At 45.3% G+C, this 20061-nt stretch carries 18 protein-coding genes and 1 tRNA gene; 2 read left to right on the forward strand and 17 right to left on the reverse strand.

Annotated features, from left to right (window positions below; genetic code table 11):
* Positions 1 to 101: 101 nt before the first annotated feature.
* The 5 genes from gap to P343_RS36430 all read right to left on the reverse strand — a co-directional run bounded on the left by gap (position 102) and on the right by P343_RS36430 (position 5998).
* Entirely contained in the window at positions 102 to 1109 is a 1008-nt protein-coding gene (gap, locus tag P343_RS29895; RefSeq protein ID WP_023510530.1) for a type I glyceraldehyde-3-phosphate dehydrogenase, read from the reverse strand.
* A gap of 15 nt (positions 1110 to 1124) precedes the next feature.
* A complete protein-coding gene (locus P343_RS29900; RefSeq protein WP_023510531.1) occupies positions 1125 to 2159 on the reverse strand; it encodes a sugar-binding transcriptional regulator in 1035 nt (344 codons plus the stop codon).
* Positions 2160 to 2551: 392 nt separating this feature from the next.
* Positions 2552 to 3862, reverse strand: coding sequence for an RNA polymerase factor sigma-54 (gene rpoN / locus P343_RS29905; protein WP_023510532.1), 1311 nt, complete (start codon positions 3860 to 3862; stop codon positions 2552 to 2554).
* A gap of 261 nt (positions 3863 to 4123) precedes the next feature.
* Complete coding sequence (locus P343_RS29910; RefSeq protein WP_023510533.1) at positions 4124 to 5065, reverse strand: magnesium transporter CorA family protein; 942 nt, start codon at positions 5063 to 5065, stop codon at positions 4124 to 4126.
* A gap of 423 nt (positions 5066 to 5488) precedes the next feature.
* The gene (locus tag P343_RS36430; protein WP_023510534.1) at positions 5489 to 5998 is read right to left on the reverse strand and encodes a CotD family spore coat protein; all 510 of its coding nucleotides are present in this window, start codon (positions 5996 to 5998) and stop codon (positions 5489 to 5491) included.
* Between the two features lie 233 nt (positions 5999 to 6231).
* Between P343_RS36430 and P343_RS29915 the strand changes: the two genes are divergently transcribed.
* Together P343_RS29915 and clpP are read left to right on the forward strand one after the other, a co-directional pair.
* Positions 6232 to 6304, forward strand: a tRNA-Arg gene (locus tag P343_RS29915).
* Positions 6305 to 6440: 136 nt separating this feature from the next.
* Entirely contained in the window at positions 6441 to 7025 is a 585-nt protein-coding gene (clpP, locus tag P343_RS29920; RefSeq protein WP_023510535.1) for an ATP-dependent Clp endopeptidase proteolytic subunit ClpP, read from the forward strand.
* A gap of 66 nt (positions 7026 to 7091) precedes the next feature.
* Here the strand turns inward: clpP and P343_RS29925 are convergent, their stop codons facing one another.
* The 12 genes from P343_RS29925 to uvrA form a co-directional block, all read right to left on the reverse strand.
* Positions 7092 to 7358: an HPr family phosphocarrier protein gene (locus P343_RS29925; protein WP_023510536.1), complete on the reverse strand. Its 267-nt coding sequence runs from the start codon at positions 7356 to 7358 to the stop codon at positions 7092 to 7094.
* A gap of 34 nt (positions 7359 to 7392) precedes the next feature.
* A complete protein-coding gene (whiA, locus tag P343_RS29930) occupies positions 7393 to 8325 on the reverse strand; it encodes a DNA-binding protein WhiA (protein ID WP_023510537.1) in 933 nt (310 codons plus the stop codon).
* A gap of 17 nt (positions 8326 to 8342) precedes the next feature.
* Positions 8343 to 9305, reverse strand: a complete 963-nt coding sequence (locus P343_RS29935; RefSeq protein WP_023510538.1) for a gluconeogenesis factor YvcK family protein — start codon at positions 9303 to 9305, stop codon at positions 8343 to 8345.
* Positions 9306 to 9309: 4 nt separating this feature from the next.
* Positions 9310 to 10176: an RNase adapter RapZ gene (gene rapZ / locus P343_RS29940; RefSeq protein ID WP_023510539.1), complete on the reverse strand. Its 867-nt coding sequence runs from the start codon at positions 10174 to 10176 to the stop codon at positions 9310 to 9312.
* 326 nt (positions 10177 to 10502) lie between these two features.
* On the reverse strand, positions 10503 to 11453 hold the full coding sequence (gene trxB / locus P343_RS29945) for a thioredoxin-disulfide reductase (RefSeq protein ID WP_023510540.1): 951 nt from the start codon (positions 11451 to 11453) through the stop codon (positions 10503 to 10505).
* Between the two features lie 219 nt (positions 11454 to 11672).
* A complete protein-coding gene (locus P343_RS29950) occupies positions 11673 to 13232 on the reverse strand; it encodes a tetratricopeptide repeat protein (protein ID WP_023510541.1) in 1560 nt (519 codons plus the stop codon).
* 254 nt (positions 13233 to 13486) lie between these two features.
* Positions 13487 to 14137: a pyrophosphatase PpaX gene (ppaX, locus tag P343_RS29955; RefSeq protein WP_023510542.1), complete on the reverse strand. Its 651-nt coding sequence runs from the start codon at positions 14135 to 14137 to the stop codon at positions 13487 to 13489.
* 70 nt (positions 14138 to 14207) lie between these two features.
* Complete coding sequence (gene lgt, locus P343_RS29960) at positions 14208 to 15029, reverse strand: prolipoprotein diacylglyceryl transferase (protein WP_023510543.1); 822 nt, start codon at positions 15027 to 15029, stop codon at positions 14208 to 14210.
* Between the two features lie 39 nt (positions 15030 to 15068).
* On the reverse strand, positions 15069 to 15989 hold the full coding sequence (gene hprK / locus P343_RS29965; RefSeq protein ID WP_023510544.1) for an HPr(Ser) kinase/phosphatase: 921 nt from the start codon (positions 15987 to 15989) through the stop codon (positions 15069 to 15071).
* Between the two features lie 495 nt (positions 15990 to 16484).
* Complete coding sequence (locus tag P343_RS29970; protein ID WP_422784813.1) at positions 16485 to 16871, reverse strand: phage holin family protein; 387 nt, start codon at positions 16869 to 16871, stop codon at positions 16485 to 16487.
* Positions 16868 to 17062, reverse strand: coding sequence for a PspC domain-containing protein (locus P343_RS29975; protein WP_023510546.1), 195 nt, complete (start codon positions 17060 to 17062; stop codon positions 16868 to 16870). The genes P343_RS29970 and P343_RS29975 overlap by 4 nt, the downstream gene beginning before the upstream one ends.
* 119 nt (positions 17063 to 17181) lie before the next feature.
* Complete coding sequence (gene uvrA, locus P343_RS29980) at positions 17182 to 20061, reverse strand: excinuclease ABC subunit UvrA (RefSeq protein WP_023510547.1); 2880 nt, start codon at positions 20059 to 20061, stop codon at positions 17182 to 17184.

Below are 20061 nucleotides of genomic sequence, written 5' to 3' on the forward strand. Positions count from 1 at the left end.
CTGCAGTCCAAGGCACTGCCGACAAGAACAGTATTCGTTAAAAAAGCGGAAACAACAACGGTTTCCGCTATTCAAGTTCTATTCAAAAAGTTAGGTAAAAATTATTTTGCAAGTTTTGCAAAGTATTCGAGCGTACGAACAAGCTGTGATGTATAGGACATTTCGTTGTCATACCATGCAACGACCTGAACGAGTTGTTTGCCGTCAACATCAAGGATCTTTGTCTGAGTAGCGTCAAACAGTGAGCCGTAAGTAATGCCGATTACGTCAGAAGAAACGATTGGATCTTCGTTGTAGCCGAGCGTTTCGTTAGCAGCTGCTTTGATCGATTCGTTGATTTCTTCAACTGTAGTGCTCTTTGCAAGTGTTGCGTAGAGCAGCGTTACTGAACCAGATTTAACAGGGACACGTTGAGCTGAGCCGTCAAATTTGCCTTTCAGTTCAGGGATAACAAGTGCAACTGCTTGTGCAGCACCTGAAGAAGCAGGAACGATGTTTTCAGCAGCGGCACGTGCACGACGAAGATCTCCGCCTCTGTGTGGGCCGTCAAGAGTCATTTGGTCGCCTGTATAAGCGTGAACCGTTGTCATCAAGCCTTTTTCGATGCCGAATTTGTCATTCAATACTTTTGCTACAGGAGCCAAAGAGTTCGTTGTGCAAGAAGCACCGGAAATAACAGTTTCAGAACCATCGAGTGAATCATTGTTAACGTTGAATACGATTGTCTTCAAATCGCCTTTTGCAGGAGCAGAGATAACGACCTTCTTAGCGCCGCCTTTGATGTGTGCTTCAGCTTTGTCTTTCGAAGTGAAGAAGCCTGTGCATTCAAGAACGATGTCAACGCCGAGTTCGCCCCAAGGCAATTCAGCAGGGTCACGTTGTGAGAGAACTTTAACTTTCTTGCCGTTAACTACGAAGTAGCCTTCTTCAACCTTAACTTCGCCGTTGAAACGACCTTGAGTTGTATCATATTTCAGCAGGTTTGCAAGCATTGCTGGATCTGTAAGGTCGTTAACTGCAACAACTTCCAATTCTGGAACATCCTGGATTCTTCTGAAAGCCAGACGACCGATACGTCCGAAACCGTTAATACCAACTTTAACTGTCATGTTAATAATGACCTCCTAAATGGTTTGGAAATTTTTTAAAATCTTTTGTGCTGCTCCCTCATCCGTGATGAGCACGGAATCTGGGCCTTTCTTAAAATAAGCCTGAATTGCCTCAGCCTTAGACTTGCCCCCGGCTACGGCAATTACAGATCGCGCTCCGAAAAGATCCTCCCATTGTAAACCAATTGTCTGAACCTTGTGGATTACGCGTCCTGTCTGATCAAAGAAATAGCCAAAAGCCTCGGCCACAGCATGCTCCGTGTCGACCCTTCTGAGAAACTCTTCACCGGAATGACGGCGCACAGCCATCGTTTTCGCATCACCAATGCCATGCACAATAATGGTTGCACGGCGGATATGCTGCATCACCCGGTGAATGCTGGGCTCTTCCATCAAGCTGTGATAGGACTCGTCACTGAGCTGATCGGGAACGTGGAGCAGATGATAGCGCCCTTCAGCTTTTTCCGCCATTTTGGCGCAGATCGTGTTCGCTTGATTTTCGACCTTTTCGCCAAGACCGCCTCTCGCCGACACAAACAGGAGATCCTGATGCGCTTTTCTGAGCGGACGCATCATTTCTGCAACAGCCGCGAGCGTAGAGCCCCCGGTTACCGCAATGATATTGTTCTCGCCCAGCGCGCGTTCGATTTCCTTGACGCAGGCCAGCCCCATCTCATTCTTGACCGTTGCGTACTGATCACTGTCGCCAGAGACAATGACAACTTTGGAAACGCCGAGAACCTCTTCCAATTGCTTTTCCATGTTCTTCAACCCGGAAATATTCTTCATCACTGTGCCAAGAGCCTTGACAATGGCTTCTCCGTTTTCCGTCAGATACATGCCGCTTGACGCCATCTGGATTAGCCCTTGTTGGCTAAGGAACGTGACCTCACCTCGCAAGACGCGCTCTGTCATCCCCAAGTGGGATGACAGGCTTCGCCTGCCAATCGGTTGAAGAAAATGTAAGGATTGAAGAATACGGTAGCGACTGGACATTATGTCTAAGACATCCGGGATCAGCCTTTTCTGAAGATCAAGCAAATGTTCCACAGCGTCCCCCTCGATCGACCTATACAGGTCTCAAAATGTCCCACACAGTCATTTTATGTCCCATCTGCTCCATGTATCATGATAGCAACTTTCATCAGCGTTTACAAGCATAAACATGTAAATGTTTGTAAAGGACATTTTAATGACGCAAAACTGTCACATTCTAAGAAAATGTTGATCGGTTGCGCTTTTCTCGATTCGCAACTATCTGCAAATTTCGAAAAATGCCACAGCTTCATGACCTGCTCTCCACGTTTCCAATTTTCCTCTAGTGCTTTTTTTGTCCATGTGAAGTATACCCCATTTCGACAAATCAAAACAAATAAAGCGTTGTAAAATTTATCAACGCTTGTCCGTCTGGGACAAACATTGTCCCGTATATTATACGGTGATCAGTTTTGTGCCGCTCTGCGTTCGATCGTTGATCCAATCCCGCATGCCTGGCGATACTTGGTGACCGCTCGTCTGGAGCAACGAATCCCCGACTGTGCAAGCAATTGCGAGAGCATCTGATCGGAGAGAGGTTTTTTTTGATCTTCGTTATCAACCAGCTGTTTAATTTCAAATTGAATTTGAAAGGCAGAGAGTGCCCCCTGTTGTGGTTTCACCGCTCGCACAAAAAAATCTTTCATTGGAAAAAGTCCATAGTTTGTCTGAATATACTTGCCTGCGGCTGCGCGGCTGATCGTTGATTCATGAACAGACAATTGTTCCGCGGCCTTTTTCATCGCAAACGGGCGTAACTTTTCACGGCTTCCGGTTTGAAAGTAGTCTTCCTGATAATTCATCAGCATTTCAGCCAGTTTCATCAAGGTCTGCTTACGCCTGGAAACACCGGACAGGAGCCAATCTGCTTCCTCATATTTTTCGCGTAAATAGCGTTTTGTTTCAGCATCAGCTGCTTCCATATATGCCTTATAATCATCTGTGTTCACAGATATAGTTGGAAGATATTGATCCTCAAGTTCACAAACGAGGCTATTTCCTCTTTTGGAAATAACGACATCCGGAATGATGTATTGTGTTGGTTCATCTTGAATATTGGCTATGGGATTCGGATTCAGCTTGCGGATGCGAGCGATCGCCTCATTGATCTCTTCTTCCGTTGTACCGAGAATTTCAGCCAGTTCTGCCCAGTCACCGTTCATTAAACAATCCCGATAGTCCGTTAAAATAGACTCTGCGAGGGGGCAACGCGGTTCTGATCTCTGCAGTTGGAGACAGAGACATTCAGTGAGCGAGCGGGCACCTACGCCAGCAGGATCAAGCGACTGGACCATGGCCAGTGCTTCGGCCGGGTCTGCTTCATCATTTCCTAAACGATCTAGAATCTCTTCCGGTTCTTCATCTAGAAAACCGTTATCGTTCAACGAATCAATTAACAAATCTGCCGCTTCCATGCATGCACGCCCAATCCGCATCTGGTGCAGATCACGATGCAGCAATTCGCGAAAATCAAGTACATCTATCGCCGTTTCCTCAATAACCTCCGAGGTGCTTTTGGCACTGTTTCCAATTGCATTATAAGAATAATCCCGGCGATAGTCACGAGCTTCAACGCGAAGAAGCGGGTTCTCAAGCGCTTTTTCATGAAGATATCTGGATAATTCTTCATTATTGCACTGTAAAACCGTCACGGATTGATAAAGTGCCGGCGCCATTTTTAGTTTCAAAGATTGCTTCTGAACAAGTGCTAATCCCATCTCGCTCCACCTCCTTTATTATTATTATAGCAATTGAAGCATAAAATGACTACGCTTACATAAGCAGTTTTTGTCGAATTAATTGATCATTTAACGAACATTGAGCGACTCGACTCACGTAGATCGTTCCCGCTCTTATCCGTCTCGACTTTCATTGTGAGCTGAAGAACTGTTCTCCTCTTTACTTGGGTTCTCCGAGATCATATATTAAAAAGGATACAGCGACCAATTCGCTGTATCCTTTTCTACTATTCATTAATGTTAAAAGTATTTCTTTTTCCAGAAAAACAGTGCAGTGATCCCTGCGAATCCCAATGCGATGCCGATTGGAATCAAGAATGCGTGCGAAGCATGTTGCCATGGAATCCAATCAACATTCATGCCCCAGAAACTCGCCACCATCGTCGGGATTGAAAGCACGATCGTAACGGTTGTCAGGAATTTCATCACCACATTCACATTGTTTGAAATGACGGAAGCATACGCGTCCATCATGCCGCTTAAGATATTGCTGTGCACTTCCGACATCTCAATTGCCTGTTTGATTTCGATAATGACATCTTCAAGAAGATCCTGATCATCCTCGTACATACGCAGGAAACGCTGTTTTGTCATTTTTTCCATGACAATATTGTTAGATTTTAATGAAGTCGTGAAATAAACGAGCGTCTTTTCAAGACTTAATAAGTTAAAGAGCTCTTTATTACGCATCGATTCATGCAGTTCTCGCTCGATAAGCGAAGTTCTGCGGTCAATCGTTTTCAGGTATTTTAAATAATAACGGGCAATTACATAAAGAATTTGCAAAGTAAACCGTGTTTTTTTATACGTAAAAAAGTTCCGGATTCGATTGTTAATAAAATCATCAATAATCGGATTGCTTTGCAGGCAGACCGTAATAAAATAAAATGGCGTAACAATAATACCAAGCGGAATTGTATCATAGGGCGCGGAGTCGGACTCATCCTGAACGAGCACCGGAAAATCGACGATAATCAATACCGTGTCATCCTCTTTCTCAATACGTGAACGTTCGTCATCATCCAAAGAGTCACGAATAAAGTCCGATGGAATACCCGTTCCATCTACAACCTTCTGCACTTCTAATTCAGAAGGCCGAGTCAGATTGATCCAGCAGCCCTTTGCCAATTCATCCTTTTTGATCAATCTGTCCTGTTCATCTGTTAAATAAATATCAATCATGGTGCACCTCCTCTTATTTCAGAGGAAGCCTACACAGATAATCCGCCCGCTGAAGCCAGTGTGAATCGCCCAGGGACGTCTGATGCCATATAAACTTCCCCATACCAATGACTGGGACCAGGGTTTTGATTCGAACTGTCAGAACTCATTGAGCGATCACTTCCTTCAGCGGGACATCGTATTTAGTCCGGACACAACCTATGTTTCCATGGCCGAATGCCGCCACGTACTATAATACATGGTGTGCTCGCAGAACACAAATGTAGGATTAACTTTAGCACAAACAAAGTAACGATCTGTCTCTCAAAATGCACCCTTATGGGACTATACGTAGACAGTTGAAAAAAGAGCCTCTTGTTTTTAAGAACAAAGGGCTCTACATACGTTATTAATCAGCTTGATGATAAACGACTTTTTCTTAGGTTAGCAGTATGGCTTTGGAAAAAACGGCTTTTCGCATTGAACATCATAATGACGTTCATCGCATGTCTCAGACATTGTGTGCGGATAGTAATGTTGATGTTCATAGATGTAATGGGTTTTTCTAACGGTATGCATCTTATGAATATGTTTGACAATAACCGGCTTATAAATGTGCTGAACATTGACACTCTCTGGATCATAAATCGTTCCGCCCTGCGTCGGCGGGCAATGCAAAGTATTTTCTGTTACTTTTCCAGCACCGACCCCAGCCTTTGGGCCATAAGGGCTCGGCATCGCACCTTTTCCTTTTCCTTTTCCAGGACTCGGAAATTTGTATGCCGGTTTGTATTCAGGCTTCGGAGTAGGCATCGGGCTGATCGCTCCTACATTGCTAACATTGCCTACATTTGCCACATTGCCGGCGTTCCCCACATTACCGACGTTTCCAACGTTACCCACATTTCCAGGATTAACTGGCATGTGCGTGTTTGAATAAGGTGAAACCTCCATAATTTTGCTCCTCCTCGTCAATTGAAGTACACTAATAACCTATGAGTCCGAGTGAGGCCTTGCCCTAATGAGAATACCTAATTTTTGCCTTTTAGCCTAAATTTGGGCAGATGCTTTGTACGATTTTTATCATCAAGCACCCAGTAAAAATAAACACATTTACGAGAATCGCTTGCAAAAGTGGAGTGAATCGCTTAGAATAGACAAATGTCAGCGAATGAATGTTTCGTTATGCGCTCGTAGCTCAGTGGATAGAGCAATGGTTTCCGGTACCATGTGTCGGGGGTTCGACTCCCTTCGAGCGCATCAAAAAGAAGAAGATCAGCCATCAGGCTGGTCTTTATTTTTTGTCCTTAAAATTTGACCTATATTGACCTTTAATGTATCATGGATGTTGGTAATGGGAAAAATAACTTTTTCAATGGAAAAGGGGGTTCGTTCAATGCCTTTAATACCTACAGTCATTGAGCAGACAAACCGCGGAGAACGCGCATATGATATCTACTCACGCTTGCTGAAAGACCGCATCATCATGCTCGGCACAGCTATTGACGATAATGTCGCCAATGCAGTTGTTGCACAGCTGCTCTTCTTGGCAGCAGAGGATTCAGAAAAAGATATTTCGCTTTATATCAACAGCCCGGGCGGATCAATTACCGCAGGAATGGCCATTTTCGATACGATGCAGTTTATTAAACCAAAAGTATCTACAATTTGCATCGGCATGGCTGCTTCCATGGGCAGCTTCCTGCTGACCGCCGGGGAAATCGGCAAACGTTATGCACTGCCGAACAGTGAAATCATGATTCACCAACCGCTCGGCGGCATGCAGGGCCAGGCGTCGGACATGGAGATTCACGCGAAACGAATTATAAGTATTCGCGAAAAATTGAATCATATCTATGCTGACAGAACGGGTCAGCCTTATGAAGTTATTGCTCGCGATACAGACCGCGACAACTTCATGTCTGCTGAGGAAGCGAAAAAATACGGCTTGATCGACGATATTATGGTTGCATCAAAATAATAAACAAAAAAGGTCGGAGCCTCGTGCTTCGACCTTTTTTGTATAGTATAGTAAGCGCTATCATTTTCAGGCATTCATTTGTTCATTTTCTACAAATGAAGCAAGGGCGGCGAGAGCATCCATTTCATCCTCTCCCTCCGCCCTAAGCAAAAAGCTCTCTCCATAAGCCGGAGCAAGACTCATCACGCCCATAATGCTTTTTACATTTGCCACATGACCATCTTTTTCAAGAGTCAGATGTGATTTGAATAGATTTGCGCTCTGCACAAACAATGCGGCAGGACACGCCTGCAGACCGTTTTCCAGCCTGACGGTCACTTTTTTCGCCAACATTAGGGAATGCCTCCTTTCCCTGTTTATGGCGGCGCTATTGCCCTTGACGAATCCGATTGGCGATTGCATCGATCTTCCGAAAGCGGTGATTGATGCCGGATTTGCTGATCGGCTCACCGCTGACCATCTCACCGAGCTCTTTTAATGTAATGTCCGGATTTTTGAGACGGATTTCGGCGATCTCTCTCAGTTTTTCCGGCAATTCCTCAAGACCGATGCTTTTTTCAATCAGCCGGATATTCTCCATTTGCTTCATGGCCGCGCTGACCGTCTTATTCAGATTCGCCGTCTCACAATTCACGAGACGATTGACGGAATTACGCATGTCTTTGACGATGCGGATATCCTCAAAGTAAAACAGGGCTTTATTCGCGCCGATAATGCTTAGAAAGTCGGTGATCTTCTCGCCTTCTTTCATATAAATGATATACCCGTTCTTTCTCGGCAATATTTTGACATTAAGATTGAACGTATTCATCAGTTTAGCCAAAGAATACGTATGTTCTTCATAATTCGAAAAAATTTCTAAGTGATACGACGATTCGGGATGGTTCAATGAACCGCCTGCGAGAAATGAGCCGCGGAGATACGAACGTCTGCAGCATTCCTCCGTGATCAGTTCATGAGCGATTTCCCGCGTGAATTGCCCGTTATCATCAATTATTTTCAGATTTTCAAGGAACGGACGAGCAGTTTCCTTTAACCGGACAATATAGACATTGTTTTTCTTTAGTCGCATCTTTTTGCGGACAAGAATCTCAACCTGATAGTGATAAGCCTGCTTAATTAGTCGAAAAATACGCCGCGAAATCGCGGCATTCTCCGTCGCAATATCCAGTTGGATCCGTTTATTGCGTATTGAAATGAATCCGTTCATTCGCGTGAGCGCGGCAAGTTCGGCGCGCGCACAACAGTCATCCACCTCAAGCATTGTTAGTTCTTTTTTTGTTTCTGCGGCAAATGACATGCCAATACCCCCAGATCTTACACTTTTTTCTCAGTAAATAAGGACATAAGCATGCGGCCCACAACCGCTTCATCATGTCGAACTACGCCACCGGCTGTTTTTATCAGCGGTGCGTGAATTACATCAATGCCCAAATCGTTTAATTGCTTCCAATCGATTGGTACCGGTTCCGACTCCTCAGCCGCGTAGCGTTTCAGCAAATCCAGCTTAATTGGCTGGCTATTTACAATGATTGTATCAATTAAAGGATGCGCGACATGTCGATGAATCGCAGTAATGTGTTCCGATGCCGTGAAGTGGTCGGTTTCCCCTTTCTGGGTCATGACATTGCACACATATACTTTTCTCGCCTTAGCTCTGTAAATTTCATCAGCCAATTCCGGTACAAGCAGGTTAGGAATCACACTTGTATACAGACTGCCAGGACCAAACGTAATTAGGTCCGCTTCACGAATAGCGCGGACACTTTCAGGTAAAGGCTGAATATCCGCCGGTTTCAGGAAAACACGTTCAATCCGTTTATTCACTTCAGGAATATGTGATTCGCCTTCAACAATGCTGCCGTCACTCATTACTGCGCCAAGCGCTATCATCTGATCGGCAGCTGGAAGTACCTGACCATGAACATTAAGAATTCGGCTCAGCTCACGCACACCCTTGACAAAATCTCCGGTAATTGAGGTCAGCGCGGCAATCAGCAAATTGCCCATAGAGTGGCCGTTCAACCCGCTATCAGACTTAAATCGATGCTGAAGCAGCTGCTCAAACATCGGTTCAATATCCGAAAGCGAGACCAGTACATTGCGAATGTCACCGGGAGGAGGGATCTGAAGTTCATTTCTCAGCACCCCACTGCTGCCGCCGTCATCCGCAACAGTCACAATCGCGGTGATATCAACCGGATACTTTTTCAGTCCGCGAAGAACCGCGGGCAGTCCTGTCCCACCACCGATAGCGACTACTTTTTTATGATCTGTCATTCTTTTATTTTCCTCTCTCAATATCCCGGTGCGACACGTTTGTCGGGAAATCTCCGGAAAGTTTATTGGCAATCCATTCAGTCAATGCGACCGACCGGTGTTTGCCGCCTGTGCAGCCAATGGCAATGACCAGCTGTCCCTTGCCTTCGCGTTTGTATTGCGGAATCATAAATTGGAGCAGATCCATTAACTTTTTTAGAAACTGCTGCGTTTCCGACCATTTCAACACATAGTCGGATATATCCTTGTCTAATCCCGTCCGTTCACGCATGTGTTTCACATAATAAGGATTAGGCAGAAAACGCACATCAAAAACGAGATCGGCGTCAATCGGCAAGCCATATTTAAAGCCGAAGGAGAGCAAATTGACGCGAAAGGTTTCGCTTTCGCTAGCGAATTCTTGGGCGATCTGGTCGCGCAGCTGCCTTGGTGTCATATCAGTTGTATCTATATAGTATTGTGCCAGTCCTTTAACTTCTTCAAGTTTCTTTCGTTCTGCACGGATGCCGTCGATTGGCCTGCTTTTTGGAGAAAGCGGATGTGATCGCCGCGTTTCCTTATAGCGATGCACCAGTGTCTCATCTTTGGCATCAAGGAACAAAATTTTCGGTCTGATTTTTTCTGATTTACTGAATGCGTCCAGTGAAGCAAAGAGTGAATCAAAGAACGTCCTACCGCGAAGATCCATGACTAATGCCAGTTTATTCAACTTTTCCGAATCTGAATCTTCAATTAAGTCAATAAATTTCGGGAGCAAGGTTGGCGGCAAGTTATCGATGCAGAAGTAACCCAAGTCCTCAAATATACGGGTTGCAACAGTTTTCCCCGCACCCGACATCCCCGTTACGATCACTACTTGAATATCCTTCATCCTGCATCCGTCCCTCACCGATCAAATTTTCATAGACGGCGAAATCAGTTCGCCAAATCCATGCCTCTTATTAAATAGTATACTCGAAAAAAAATCAATCAGAAAGAAAAAGAGAGGGTGACGGAAATGAGCGCAAAAAAAGCAGCACAGCAATCTGCTTGTGCCGCTAAAAAATGTTTTATATAAAAAGGGGGGTCAATTTCATTAATATCATATCGCCTTTTCATTTCATGAAGATTACATGAACATTAAACACTCATGAAAAACACCCTCGTCAGTCGTCCTAAGGCTCATGACTTAAGACATGCAACGCTGTGGTCCCCCAATTATTTTACTTCTGAAGCGTCCTTAATTTTTTCAACGTATTTCTGTGCATTCTCGGCCGCGATACTGCCATCACCGGTCGCAGTCACAATCTGGCGCAATTCCTTCTGGCGAACATCTCCTGCTGCGAAAATGCCCGGAATGCTTGTTTCCATTTTTTCATTGGTCACAATATAGCCTTGCTCGTCAACGATACCCAGATCCTTCACTGCATTGGTCAGTGGATCCATACCAACATAAATAAATACGCCGTCAGCCGGAAAATCGGTTTCTTCCCCGGTCTTTTTATTCTGAAGGGTCAGGCTGGAAACTTTGCCATCCTTACCGTTTATCTTTGTGCAGATCGTATCCCAAATAAAGTCGACCTTTTCATTGTTAAAGGCGCGATTTTGCAGGATCTTCTGTGCGCGAAGCTGATCACGACGGTGAATAATCGTCACCTTAGATGCGAAGCGGGTGAGGTAAGTGCCCTCTTCGACTGCGGAATCTCCACCGCCAATGACCGTCAATTTTTTTTCCTTGAAAAAGGCGCCGTCACAAACTGCACAATAAGAAACACCACGGCCGGCAAATTCTTTTTCACCAGGAACGCCGAGTTTGCGATACTCTGCACCTGTCGTAACAATCACCGTTCTAGCCTTGTATTGCTTGCTGCCGCAGTCAATCGTTTTAAAGTCTGGGCCATCCACGATTTTCTTGATATCGCCGTAGGCATATTCCGCGCCAAACTTCTTTGCGTGTTCAAACATTTTATTCGATAGATCCGGCCCGAGAATGGATTCAAAACCCGGATAATTCTCAACTGCTTCAGTATTTGCCATCTGTCCTCCGGGAATACCTCGCTCAATCATCAGCACCGACATATTCGCTCTTGCCGCATAAACAGCTGCTGTCATCCCAGCAGGACCCGCCCCCGCAATAATCACATCATAAATTTTTTCTTGTTCAGCCAACTTGAATCCATTCCTTCCCTAGCAAGTTTGTGAATTATTTATACTATAAAATTTGAAATGTTAAGGAATATAGTATAAGCGCAGCTAGGGTTTCGCCCTTTCCAAGACTTTGCGAAACCAAGCTTTCTAATAATCATTATTATCTACTCAACTGATAACTCTATGCTAAAGAATGAAGCATCCAAAGTCCAGAAAATTGCTCATGAAGAAATTTCAGGCTTATTGAGAATGATCTTCCCATTGTTTCTCAAGGGCAACTGATAATTCTTGTATATGTTTGCGCAAACGATACAGTGTGGTACCGGCCTGAGTTGCGATTGTCTTTTGAGCAACCGGCTCGTCGAATTCTTTCTTCCATAAATAGATCAGTGCAGCAGCCCACCCACTGATGTCCGTTTCGTCATCTTGAGCAAATGAATCAACAACCGACCAAAAGCTGTAGAGTTCCGGATGTTTCATTGTTTCCTTCGGTCCGCCGGCTAATTTCTCGACTTCACTCATGATCTGAATGCCGAGATCACGCTTGCCGGTATCCATTTCGTGAAGCATTCGCCGCGCAATCCGGATAATCTCTACATTTGTGCCGCTTTTTGCGACATCCTGAATTAATGTTCGGTATTGGTTTCGTTCCGCATAAAAAAGTGAAAAGATTTGAAACGCCTTCATATCTTCCCACACTTCTTTATTAATTAAATCCTTGACCATGAAATTTTCTCCGGCACCCGGCTCGAACATCATGTCCTGGATCTTACTGTATTTAAAAGGATGAAAAGGTTTATCACTGAAATAGCCTACTCTTCTCCAGCTCTGTTTCGCACCCTCTTCATTACCGCAATGATAGGCGGAAAGCGCCATCCAGAAATGAAAGACCTGATCCTGGTGAGCGCCGCGTTTTTCAGCGATGCGCAGCCATCGATACGCTTTTTGGTAGTCCCCGATAAATAAATATGTTGACCCCAGTTTGCCGCAATGTTCGGCATATAATGGAAAAATCAAATCGAGACGATCCACAACAGACTGCAAATCTTTCTCATTTTCAAGCTGGTAGTAAAATGTGGCAAGGTTGCATAACGCGTGAATATTACCAGGATCTTTTTCAAGCACCCGATTTACTGTCTCAAGCGCATAACCCGTCTCCTCCAATGAGAAGTACGCAATGGAAAGATTGTTTTGTGCCGCCAGAAAATCCGGTTCGTCCTCAATGACTTGCTTAAAAAAATGAATAGCCTCATCGAAATGGCCATGCTCAAGCGCAAGCCGACCGCGCTCATGCACGGTCACATACTCTGACTCCTCTTCCTCCAGTTCCTTCATTTCCGAAGTCAGCATTTGATATAGTTCCTGGGCCTCGCGCTTAAAGGTTCCGTTCGGTTCAAGCGTAAGATAAGTCTGAATTCCATCAAGCGCCTCTTCAAATTCACCAAGATACGCATAGTTGTTGGCAATAAAGAAATAACAATCGGTCAGCTTTGAGTCTAGTTCATAAACCACTTTTTTCAATAAGCGGATTGACGATTCATAGTGTTCCAGCTCAGACAAAATTTCTGCCTGCTGGCATAAGTATTCCACTTCATTAGGTTTGAATTTGATTGCGCGATCCAAATACTTGCTCGCACGTTCAAGATCGCCTTTCTGAAAAAAGGCCATCCCCTTCTGATAAAAAAAGTCGCTGTCACAGTGAAATGCGATGACTCGCGCTTTTTTTGTACAGTCTCTCTCCTCCATAAAATCATTGAGCCCCCGTGCATCTTTTTCATCATACTGTGTTAAGTATATCATAGATAAGTCTCGCAATATCAAAAACCGCGAACATCGTTACAGTTCGGAAGTTGATCGTTCATGTTGCGTTTTCAGATAAGTTAATGTGGAAGCAATGCTGTGCGAAACGCTCATTAACGGTTGCGCGTGCATAAATCCTGCCGCGCTGCGCAATTCACAAGTTGATCGTTTATAATTTCCTAGACAATCAAAAAACATCCGCCAACGAAAAACCGTTACCGGATGTTTAACATGAACTTTTTCTAATATGCGATTTATAATTTTACATCTGCCGTACGGACAATTCCAAGCAAATCATTCATGCTGTTGAGCAGATAATCGGGATTCAGTCGTTCGAGCATCGAGCGACCTTTGAGTGACCAACCGACAGCAGCGGTGAGGACATGTGCGTTTTCACCGGCAAGGATATCCGCAGGGCTGTCACCGACCATAATCGTTGAATCCTTCTGCGCTGATAATGCGCTCATCGCTTTTTCGACAGGTTCAGGATCAGGTTTCAGCCGTGTTACATCATCACTCGTTACGACGGTTTCAAAGAAATCCGACATATGCATCAGATTTAGACCTCGTTCAACCATATCCCGCTTTTTTGTTGATACAACACCAAGAGCACAACCTTCTGCTTTCAGTTCAATCAGTGTTTCTCTTACTTGGGGAAATTCCTTGACGAGCTTGTCATGATAACGACTGTTGTGTTCTCGATACACTGCAACCATCTCATGAGTCAGTTTACGGCTGACACTTCCAAAGCTCTCTTCAAGTGACTCCCCTATGAATGGGATCAGATCTTCTCTCGTGAATTTGCCTGGAAAATAGCGATCAAGTGTATATTGAAAGGAAGTCAAAATCAAATTATTCGTATCAATCAATGTTCCATCTAAATCAAACAGTACTGTGTGAATCAAAAGGTAATCCTCCCATTTAAAAAGCTAAAAATCGCCGCAACGTGGTAAAGAGACGGCGGCGATGCTTATTTCAGTGTTGTGTTTGTTCACCATAATGCGGACGGTTTTTCTGAAAAATACGCCAGTAAGCGATCAATACAATGCCGACTATGATTAACACCACGGCCAGCCATTGCGATACACGGAGCGGTCCGAGCATCAAGCTGTCGGTACGCAGTCCTTCAATATAGCTGCGCCCGATTGCATACCAAACGACATAGGTCATAAACAGTTCGCCACTTTTCAATCGTACCACGCGCCTGATGACCAATAGCAAAATGAATCCGATAATGTTCCAGACTGATTCATAGAGGAAAGTTGGAATATAATATGTGCCGTTAATCAGCATCTGATTCACGATAAAATCCGGGAGATGCATATGTTCCAACGCCGCTCTTGTCGTCGGGCCGCCATGCGCTTCCTGGTTGATAAAATTCCCCCAGCGGCCAATTGCTTGACCGAGAATCACACTTGGCGCCGCCACATCGGCAACCTTCCAAAATGAAAGATGACGTAACTTGCAATAAACGATCGTCGTCAATACTGCACCGATGAGCGCGCCATAAATGGCAATCCCACCATTCCAAACGGCAATGATTTCGCCAGGATGTTTTGAATAATAGCCCCATTCAAAAGCAACATAATAGATTCGGGCGGAGATCACTGCAATAGGCGCAGCGTATAGGATTAAATCTGTAAATGTATCCGCGGGTAGCTTGAGGCGCCTTCCTTCGCGCATCGCAAGAAGCAAGCCAAGCAATGCCCCCGATGCAATAATAATGCCATACCAATAAATATGAATTGAGCCTAATTGAAATGCGACCCGATTGATTGGCTCGATCGTTTGAACCATTAATTTTTCACCCCTAAGTCTCTTAGTTGCCTAGTCTGATTAACGATCATGCAGCGAATCATTCAATCGATCGGCAAACTGCTGCGCCGCATGATACCCCATATTTTTCAAACGATAATTCATCGCTGCGACTTCAATAATGACTGCCAAATTTCGGCCTGGCCGAACAGGCAGCACCAGACGAGGTATTTCCGTGTCAATCAACTTGATTTTTTCTTCATCTAGGCCAAGCCGATCATACACCTTGCTTTGATCCCAAAGTTCCAGATGAATCACCATGGAAACTGTTTTATAGTTGCGAACAGCGCCTGCGCCAAACAGCGTCATTACATTGATGATGCCGAGGCCGCGGATCTCCAGCAGATGCTGAATAAGTTCAGGGGCACTACCGACGAGTTCAGACTCGCCCTCTTGGCGTATTTCGACCGAATCGTCAGCCACAAGTCGATGCCCTCGTTTGACCAATTCAAGCGCGGTTTCGCTTTTACCAACGCCGCTATCTCCGGTAATCAGGACGCCAACCCCGTATACATCAACAAGGACGCCATGGACAGCCGTCATAGGTGCAAGACGGGACTCTAAATAATTCGTAATCATACTGCTCAATCTAGTCGTCTGCATCTTCGATTGAAGCACCGGCACATTACGTTTGTTCGATGAAATAATAAACTCCTGCGGTACTTCGATCCCTCGCGAGATGACAATGCAAGGTGTCTGTGCGGTGCAAAGCTGCGACGTTCTTTTATACCGTTCATCCATGCTCAGTTCATTAAAGAAGGAAAGCTCGGTACGACCAAGCAGCTGCAAACGCCTTCGGGGATAGTATGTAAAATAGCCTGCAATTTCCAATCCCGGTCGTGAAATATCGCTGACAATGATTTCACGATCCAGCCCTTCATTGCCGCTGACCAATTTTAAATCGAAATGCTCGATTAATTCGCTTACACGCACTCTGTTCATAAGAAAGTTGTGCCACCGGAATATCTCCGTTTTCTTTCTTCATCGCGTACCTGATCAAATCAGGATGACTTGCGCTCCGAAAGCATAAAATCCGCCCGGCAAGGCGTACATGCCTGCGAGAGAGTATTATCCTCCATTTCTTTCTATTATTACGACGGTCTGTCAGTCCGCCGCTCTCACAGGTTTATTCATGAAATCGGGTTTGGTCTCCCGATTAATTGTCACATTTTCTTCATTTTACCATATATTCTTTCCAATACTATTTAATACGTGTAAAAATAAGGCTATGTTAAACCTCAATGTTGATTTTACTCTTCAATTGATTGAAGCGGAAGGTGCGAGACTCCTGCGGGACCGTACCCGTTGATTGCGAGCCAGGTGAGACCCCGCAGCGAGGTACCCGAGCGAGGAGGCTCACGGATCGCCCCGCGGAAAGCGAGCGCATGGAGCGTAAATCAACAGGTAAGTTCAACAATGCAAAAAAAAACGGCGCAATCAGTCGCGCCGCAATGGTTTGATAATAAAATTATTAATGATCAACTGGCAAATCGCCATGATAATTGCCACAATCAACGCGCTGCCGAAACCATCCAGCTGGAACGCCGGACCCATGATTGCCGAAGTCAAAAGCAGCAACAAAGCATTAATCACAAAGATAAAGAATCCCAGTGTCAGAACAGTCGCTGGAAGCGACAGCAAAATGAGCACCGGACGGATAAAGAGATTAAGAAATGATAGAATAAGGCTGGCCACAAAGGCAGCGCCAATGCCGGAAAGGTGTACCATTGTATGCAAATAGCCGGCAAGTGTCATTAAGATCACCATATTGATGATGATATTAAGTAAGCTCTTGGCAACCCAGTTTTTAAACAAATACGTCACACTCTCTGTTCAGGAATAATGAAATAAGCAAAAATATAGCCAATCAGGCATGGAAAGATGGCGGTCACAAGTGCAAGTACAACAAAACCCAGCCTGACCACTGTTGGATCAATATTAAAGTACTCACCGATACCACCGAGTATGCCCGCTAGCACTTTGTTTTCATTTGACCGAAACAGTCTTTTTTGCATAACAATCCCTCCTGCCCTTTTTATCTTATTACACTATACCCTTTCACCATACCAATTAACAAGCAAAGTTGGGCAAATAATCTGTGTCGTTCAGAGGACTCCCAGCGTCTTTAAATGGCTTATGCTTTTTCCGCAACCTGTTGCTGTTCCTGCAAATGGAGCGCCATCCGTTCTCGGTCACGTTCCAAAATCGGTTTGAGATACTTTCCAGTATATGAGGCTTTCGTTTCAGCCACTTTCTCCGGTGTACCTGTTACAACGATTGTCCCGCCGCCGTTTCCACCTTCCGGACCAAGATCTATCAAATAATCGGCACACTTAATCACATCAAGATTGTGTTCAATAATCAGCACACTGTCGCCGCTGTCGACAAGCGCCTGCAACACAACTAGCAATCGCGATATATCATCCATATGGAGACCTGTTGTTGGTTCGTCTAGAATGTATAGCGCACGCCCTTTCGTTCTGCGATAAAGCTGAGAGGCGAGTTTGACACGCTGTGCCTCGCCGCCGGACAGGGTTGTGGCGGGCTGTCCAAGTCGAATATAACCTAAGCCGACATCAAACAGCGGTTCCAGTCTGCGTTTAATGCGCGGAACATTTTTAAAGAACTCCATGCCTTCTTCAACCGTCATGTCCAAAACATCAGCTATAGTTTTCCCTTTATACGTCACATCGAGCGTTTCACGATTGTAACGTTTGCCATGGCAGACTTCGCAAGGAACATATACATCCGGCAGGAAATGCATTTCAATCTTGATAATGCCGTCCCCGCTGCACGCTTCGCAACGGCCGCCTTTAACATTAAAACTAAAACGTCCCTTCTTGTAGCCGCGCACTTTTGCTTCGTTCGTTGCAGCAAATACCTCTCGAATCATATCAAAGACACCGGTGTATGTGGCCGGATTAGAACGTGGTGTGCGTCCAATTGGCGCCTGGTCAATCTGAATCACACGATCTAGTTCTTTAATGCCTTTAATTTGTTTATATTCACCGGGTACATCGCGACGTCCGTGAAGTTTCTGGGCAAGCGCTTTGAACAGCACTTCATTGACGAGTGTACTTTTTCCTGATCCGGAAACACCGGTGACCACAGTCATGACGCCAAGTGGAAAACTGACACTAACGTTCTTCAAATTGTTCGCTGCTGCACCGACAACTTTGATCTCCCTTTTCGTCACTTTTCGACGTGCCAACGGAATCGAGATGAATTTTCGTCCGGACAAATACTGCCCCGTCAGTGAATTCGGATTATGCATAATTTCTTCAGGAGAACCTTGAGCCGTAATTGTGCCGCCATGTTCACCGGCACCTGGACCAACATCAATGATATAATCTGAAGCAAGCATGGTGTCTTCATCATGTTCCACGACAATTAGTGTGTTACCCAGATCCCTCATACCGAGCAGAGAATGGATCAGTCGGTCGTTATCCCGTTGGTGAAGACCAATTGAAGGTTCGTCTAAAATATATAAAACACCCATCAGCTGTGACCCGATTTGTGTCGCCAGACGGATACGTTGCGCCTCACCGCCGGATAGGGTTCCTGCCGCACGGCTCATCGTGAGGTAATCGAGTCCTACATCAATTAGAAACTGTGTCCGCTGCCTGATTTCACGAAGAATCAGGCGCGCAATGGTCTGCTCTTTCTCCGTCAACTCGAGATCATTGAAGAAGCTAAGCATTTCCTTGATCGGCATTGCCGTTATTTCGCTGATGTGCTTTTCGCCGATCTTCACCGCGAGTGCTTCTTCGCGCAGTCGGTGGCCGTGACAAGTCGGGCACGGCTTCTGCATCATGTATTCCGACATTTGTTCACGGATATAGTCAGAACTTGTCTCTCGATACCTGCGGCCGATGTTAGAAATCACACCTTCAAAATACATGTCCTTATCCCGGACATCACCGAATTCATTTTCATAATGGAAATGAATTCGTTCGGTCCCTGATCCGTAGAGAACCAGCTGCAGTTTGTCCTTTGGAAGCTTGGAAACCGGGACATTCATATCGATGCCGAAATGAGCACAAGCTGCTTTAAGCAGTTGCGGATAATACTGCGAACTGGTCGGTTCCCAGGCAACAATGGCACCGTCTGCAAGCGACTTCGATTGGTCGGGAATGACAAGATCGGGATCTACTTCCATGCGTGACCCTAATCCGTCGCAAGCCGGGCAGGCGCCGAACGGACTATTGAATGAGAACAGTCTCGGTTCCAATTCGCCGATTGAAAAACCGCAGTACGGACAGGAATGCTGTTCTGAGAAAAGCAATTCTTCACCGCCGATCACATCGACAACAACACGTCCATCCGTCAGTTTAGTCGCCGCTTCAAGCGAGTCGGCCAAACGGCCTTCAATGCCTGACTTTACAACGATTCGGTCAATGACAACATCAATGTTATGCTTTTTATTTTTTTCCAGCTTTATTTCTTCAGCTACCTCGCGCATCTCTCCGTCCACGCGGACTCGGACATACCCTTTTTTCTTTATATCTTCAAGTACTTTTACATGGGTCCCTTTTCTTCCGGAAATCAGCGGTGCAAGAATCTGCAGCTTCGTTCGCTCCGGATAAGCTAAGATGCGATCGACCATCTGTTCAATCGTCTGTGAAGTGATTTCAATGCCGTGCGTTGGACAAAACGGATGACCGATCCGGGCGAAAAGCAATCGCATATAATCATAGATTTCGGTCACTGTTCCGACAGTGGAACGCGGATTATGACTCGTTGTCTTTTGATCAATAGAAATCGCGGGTGACAGTCCTTCAATTGCATCCACATCCGGCTTATTCGATTGGCCGAGGAACTGGCGGGCGTAAGCGGATAGCGACTCGACATAGCGACGTTGTCCTTCCGCATAGATGGTATCGAAGGCCAGCGAAGATTTCCCTGATCCGGAAAGTCCGGTGACAACGACCATCTTATCACGCGGGATGGTGACACTGACATTCTTTAGATTGTGTTCACGTGCGCCTTTGACAACAATATTTTCAAGTACCAT

The sequence above is a fragment of the Sporolactobacillus laevolacticus DSM 442 genome, assembly GCF_000497245.1.
GTDB lineage: Bacteria > Bacillota > Bacilli > Bacillales > Sporolactobacillaceae > Sporolactobacillus > Sporolactobacillus laevolacticus.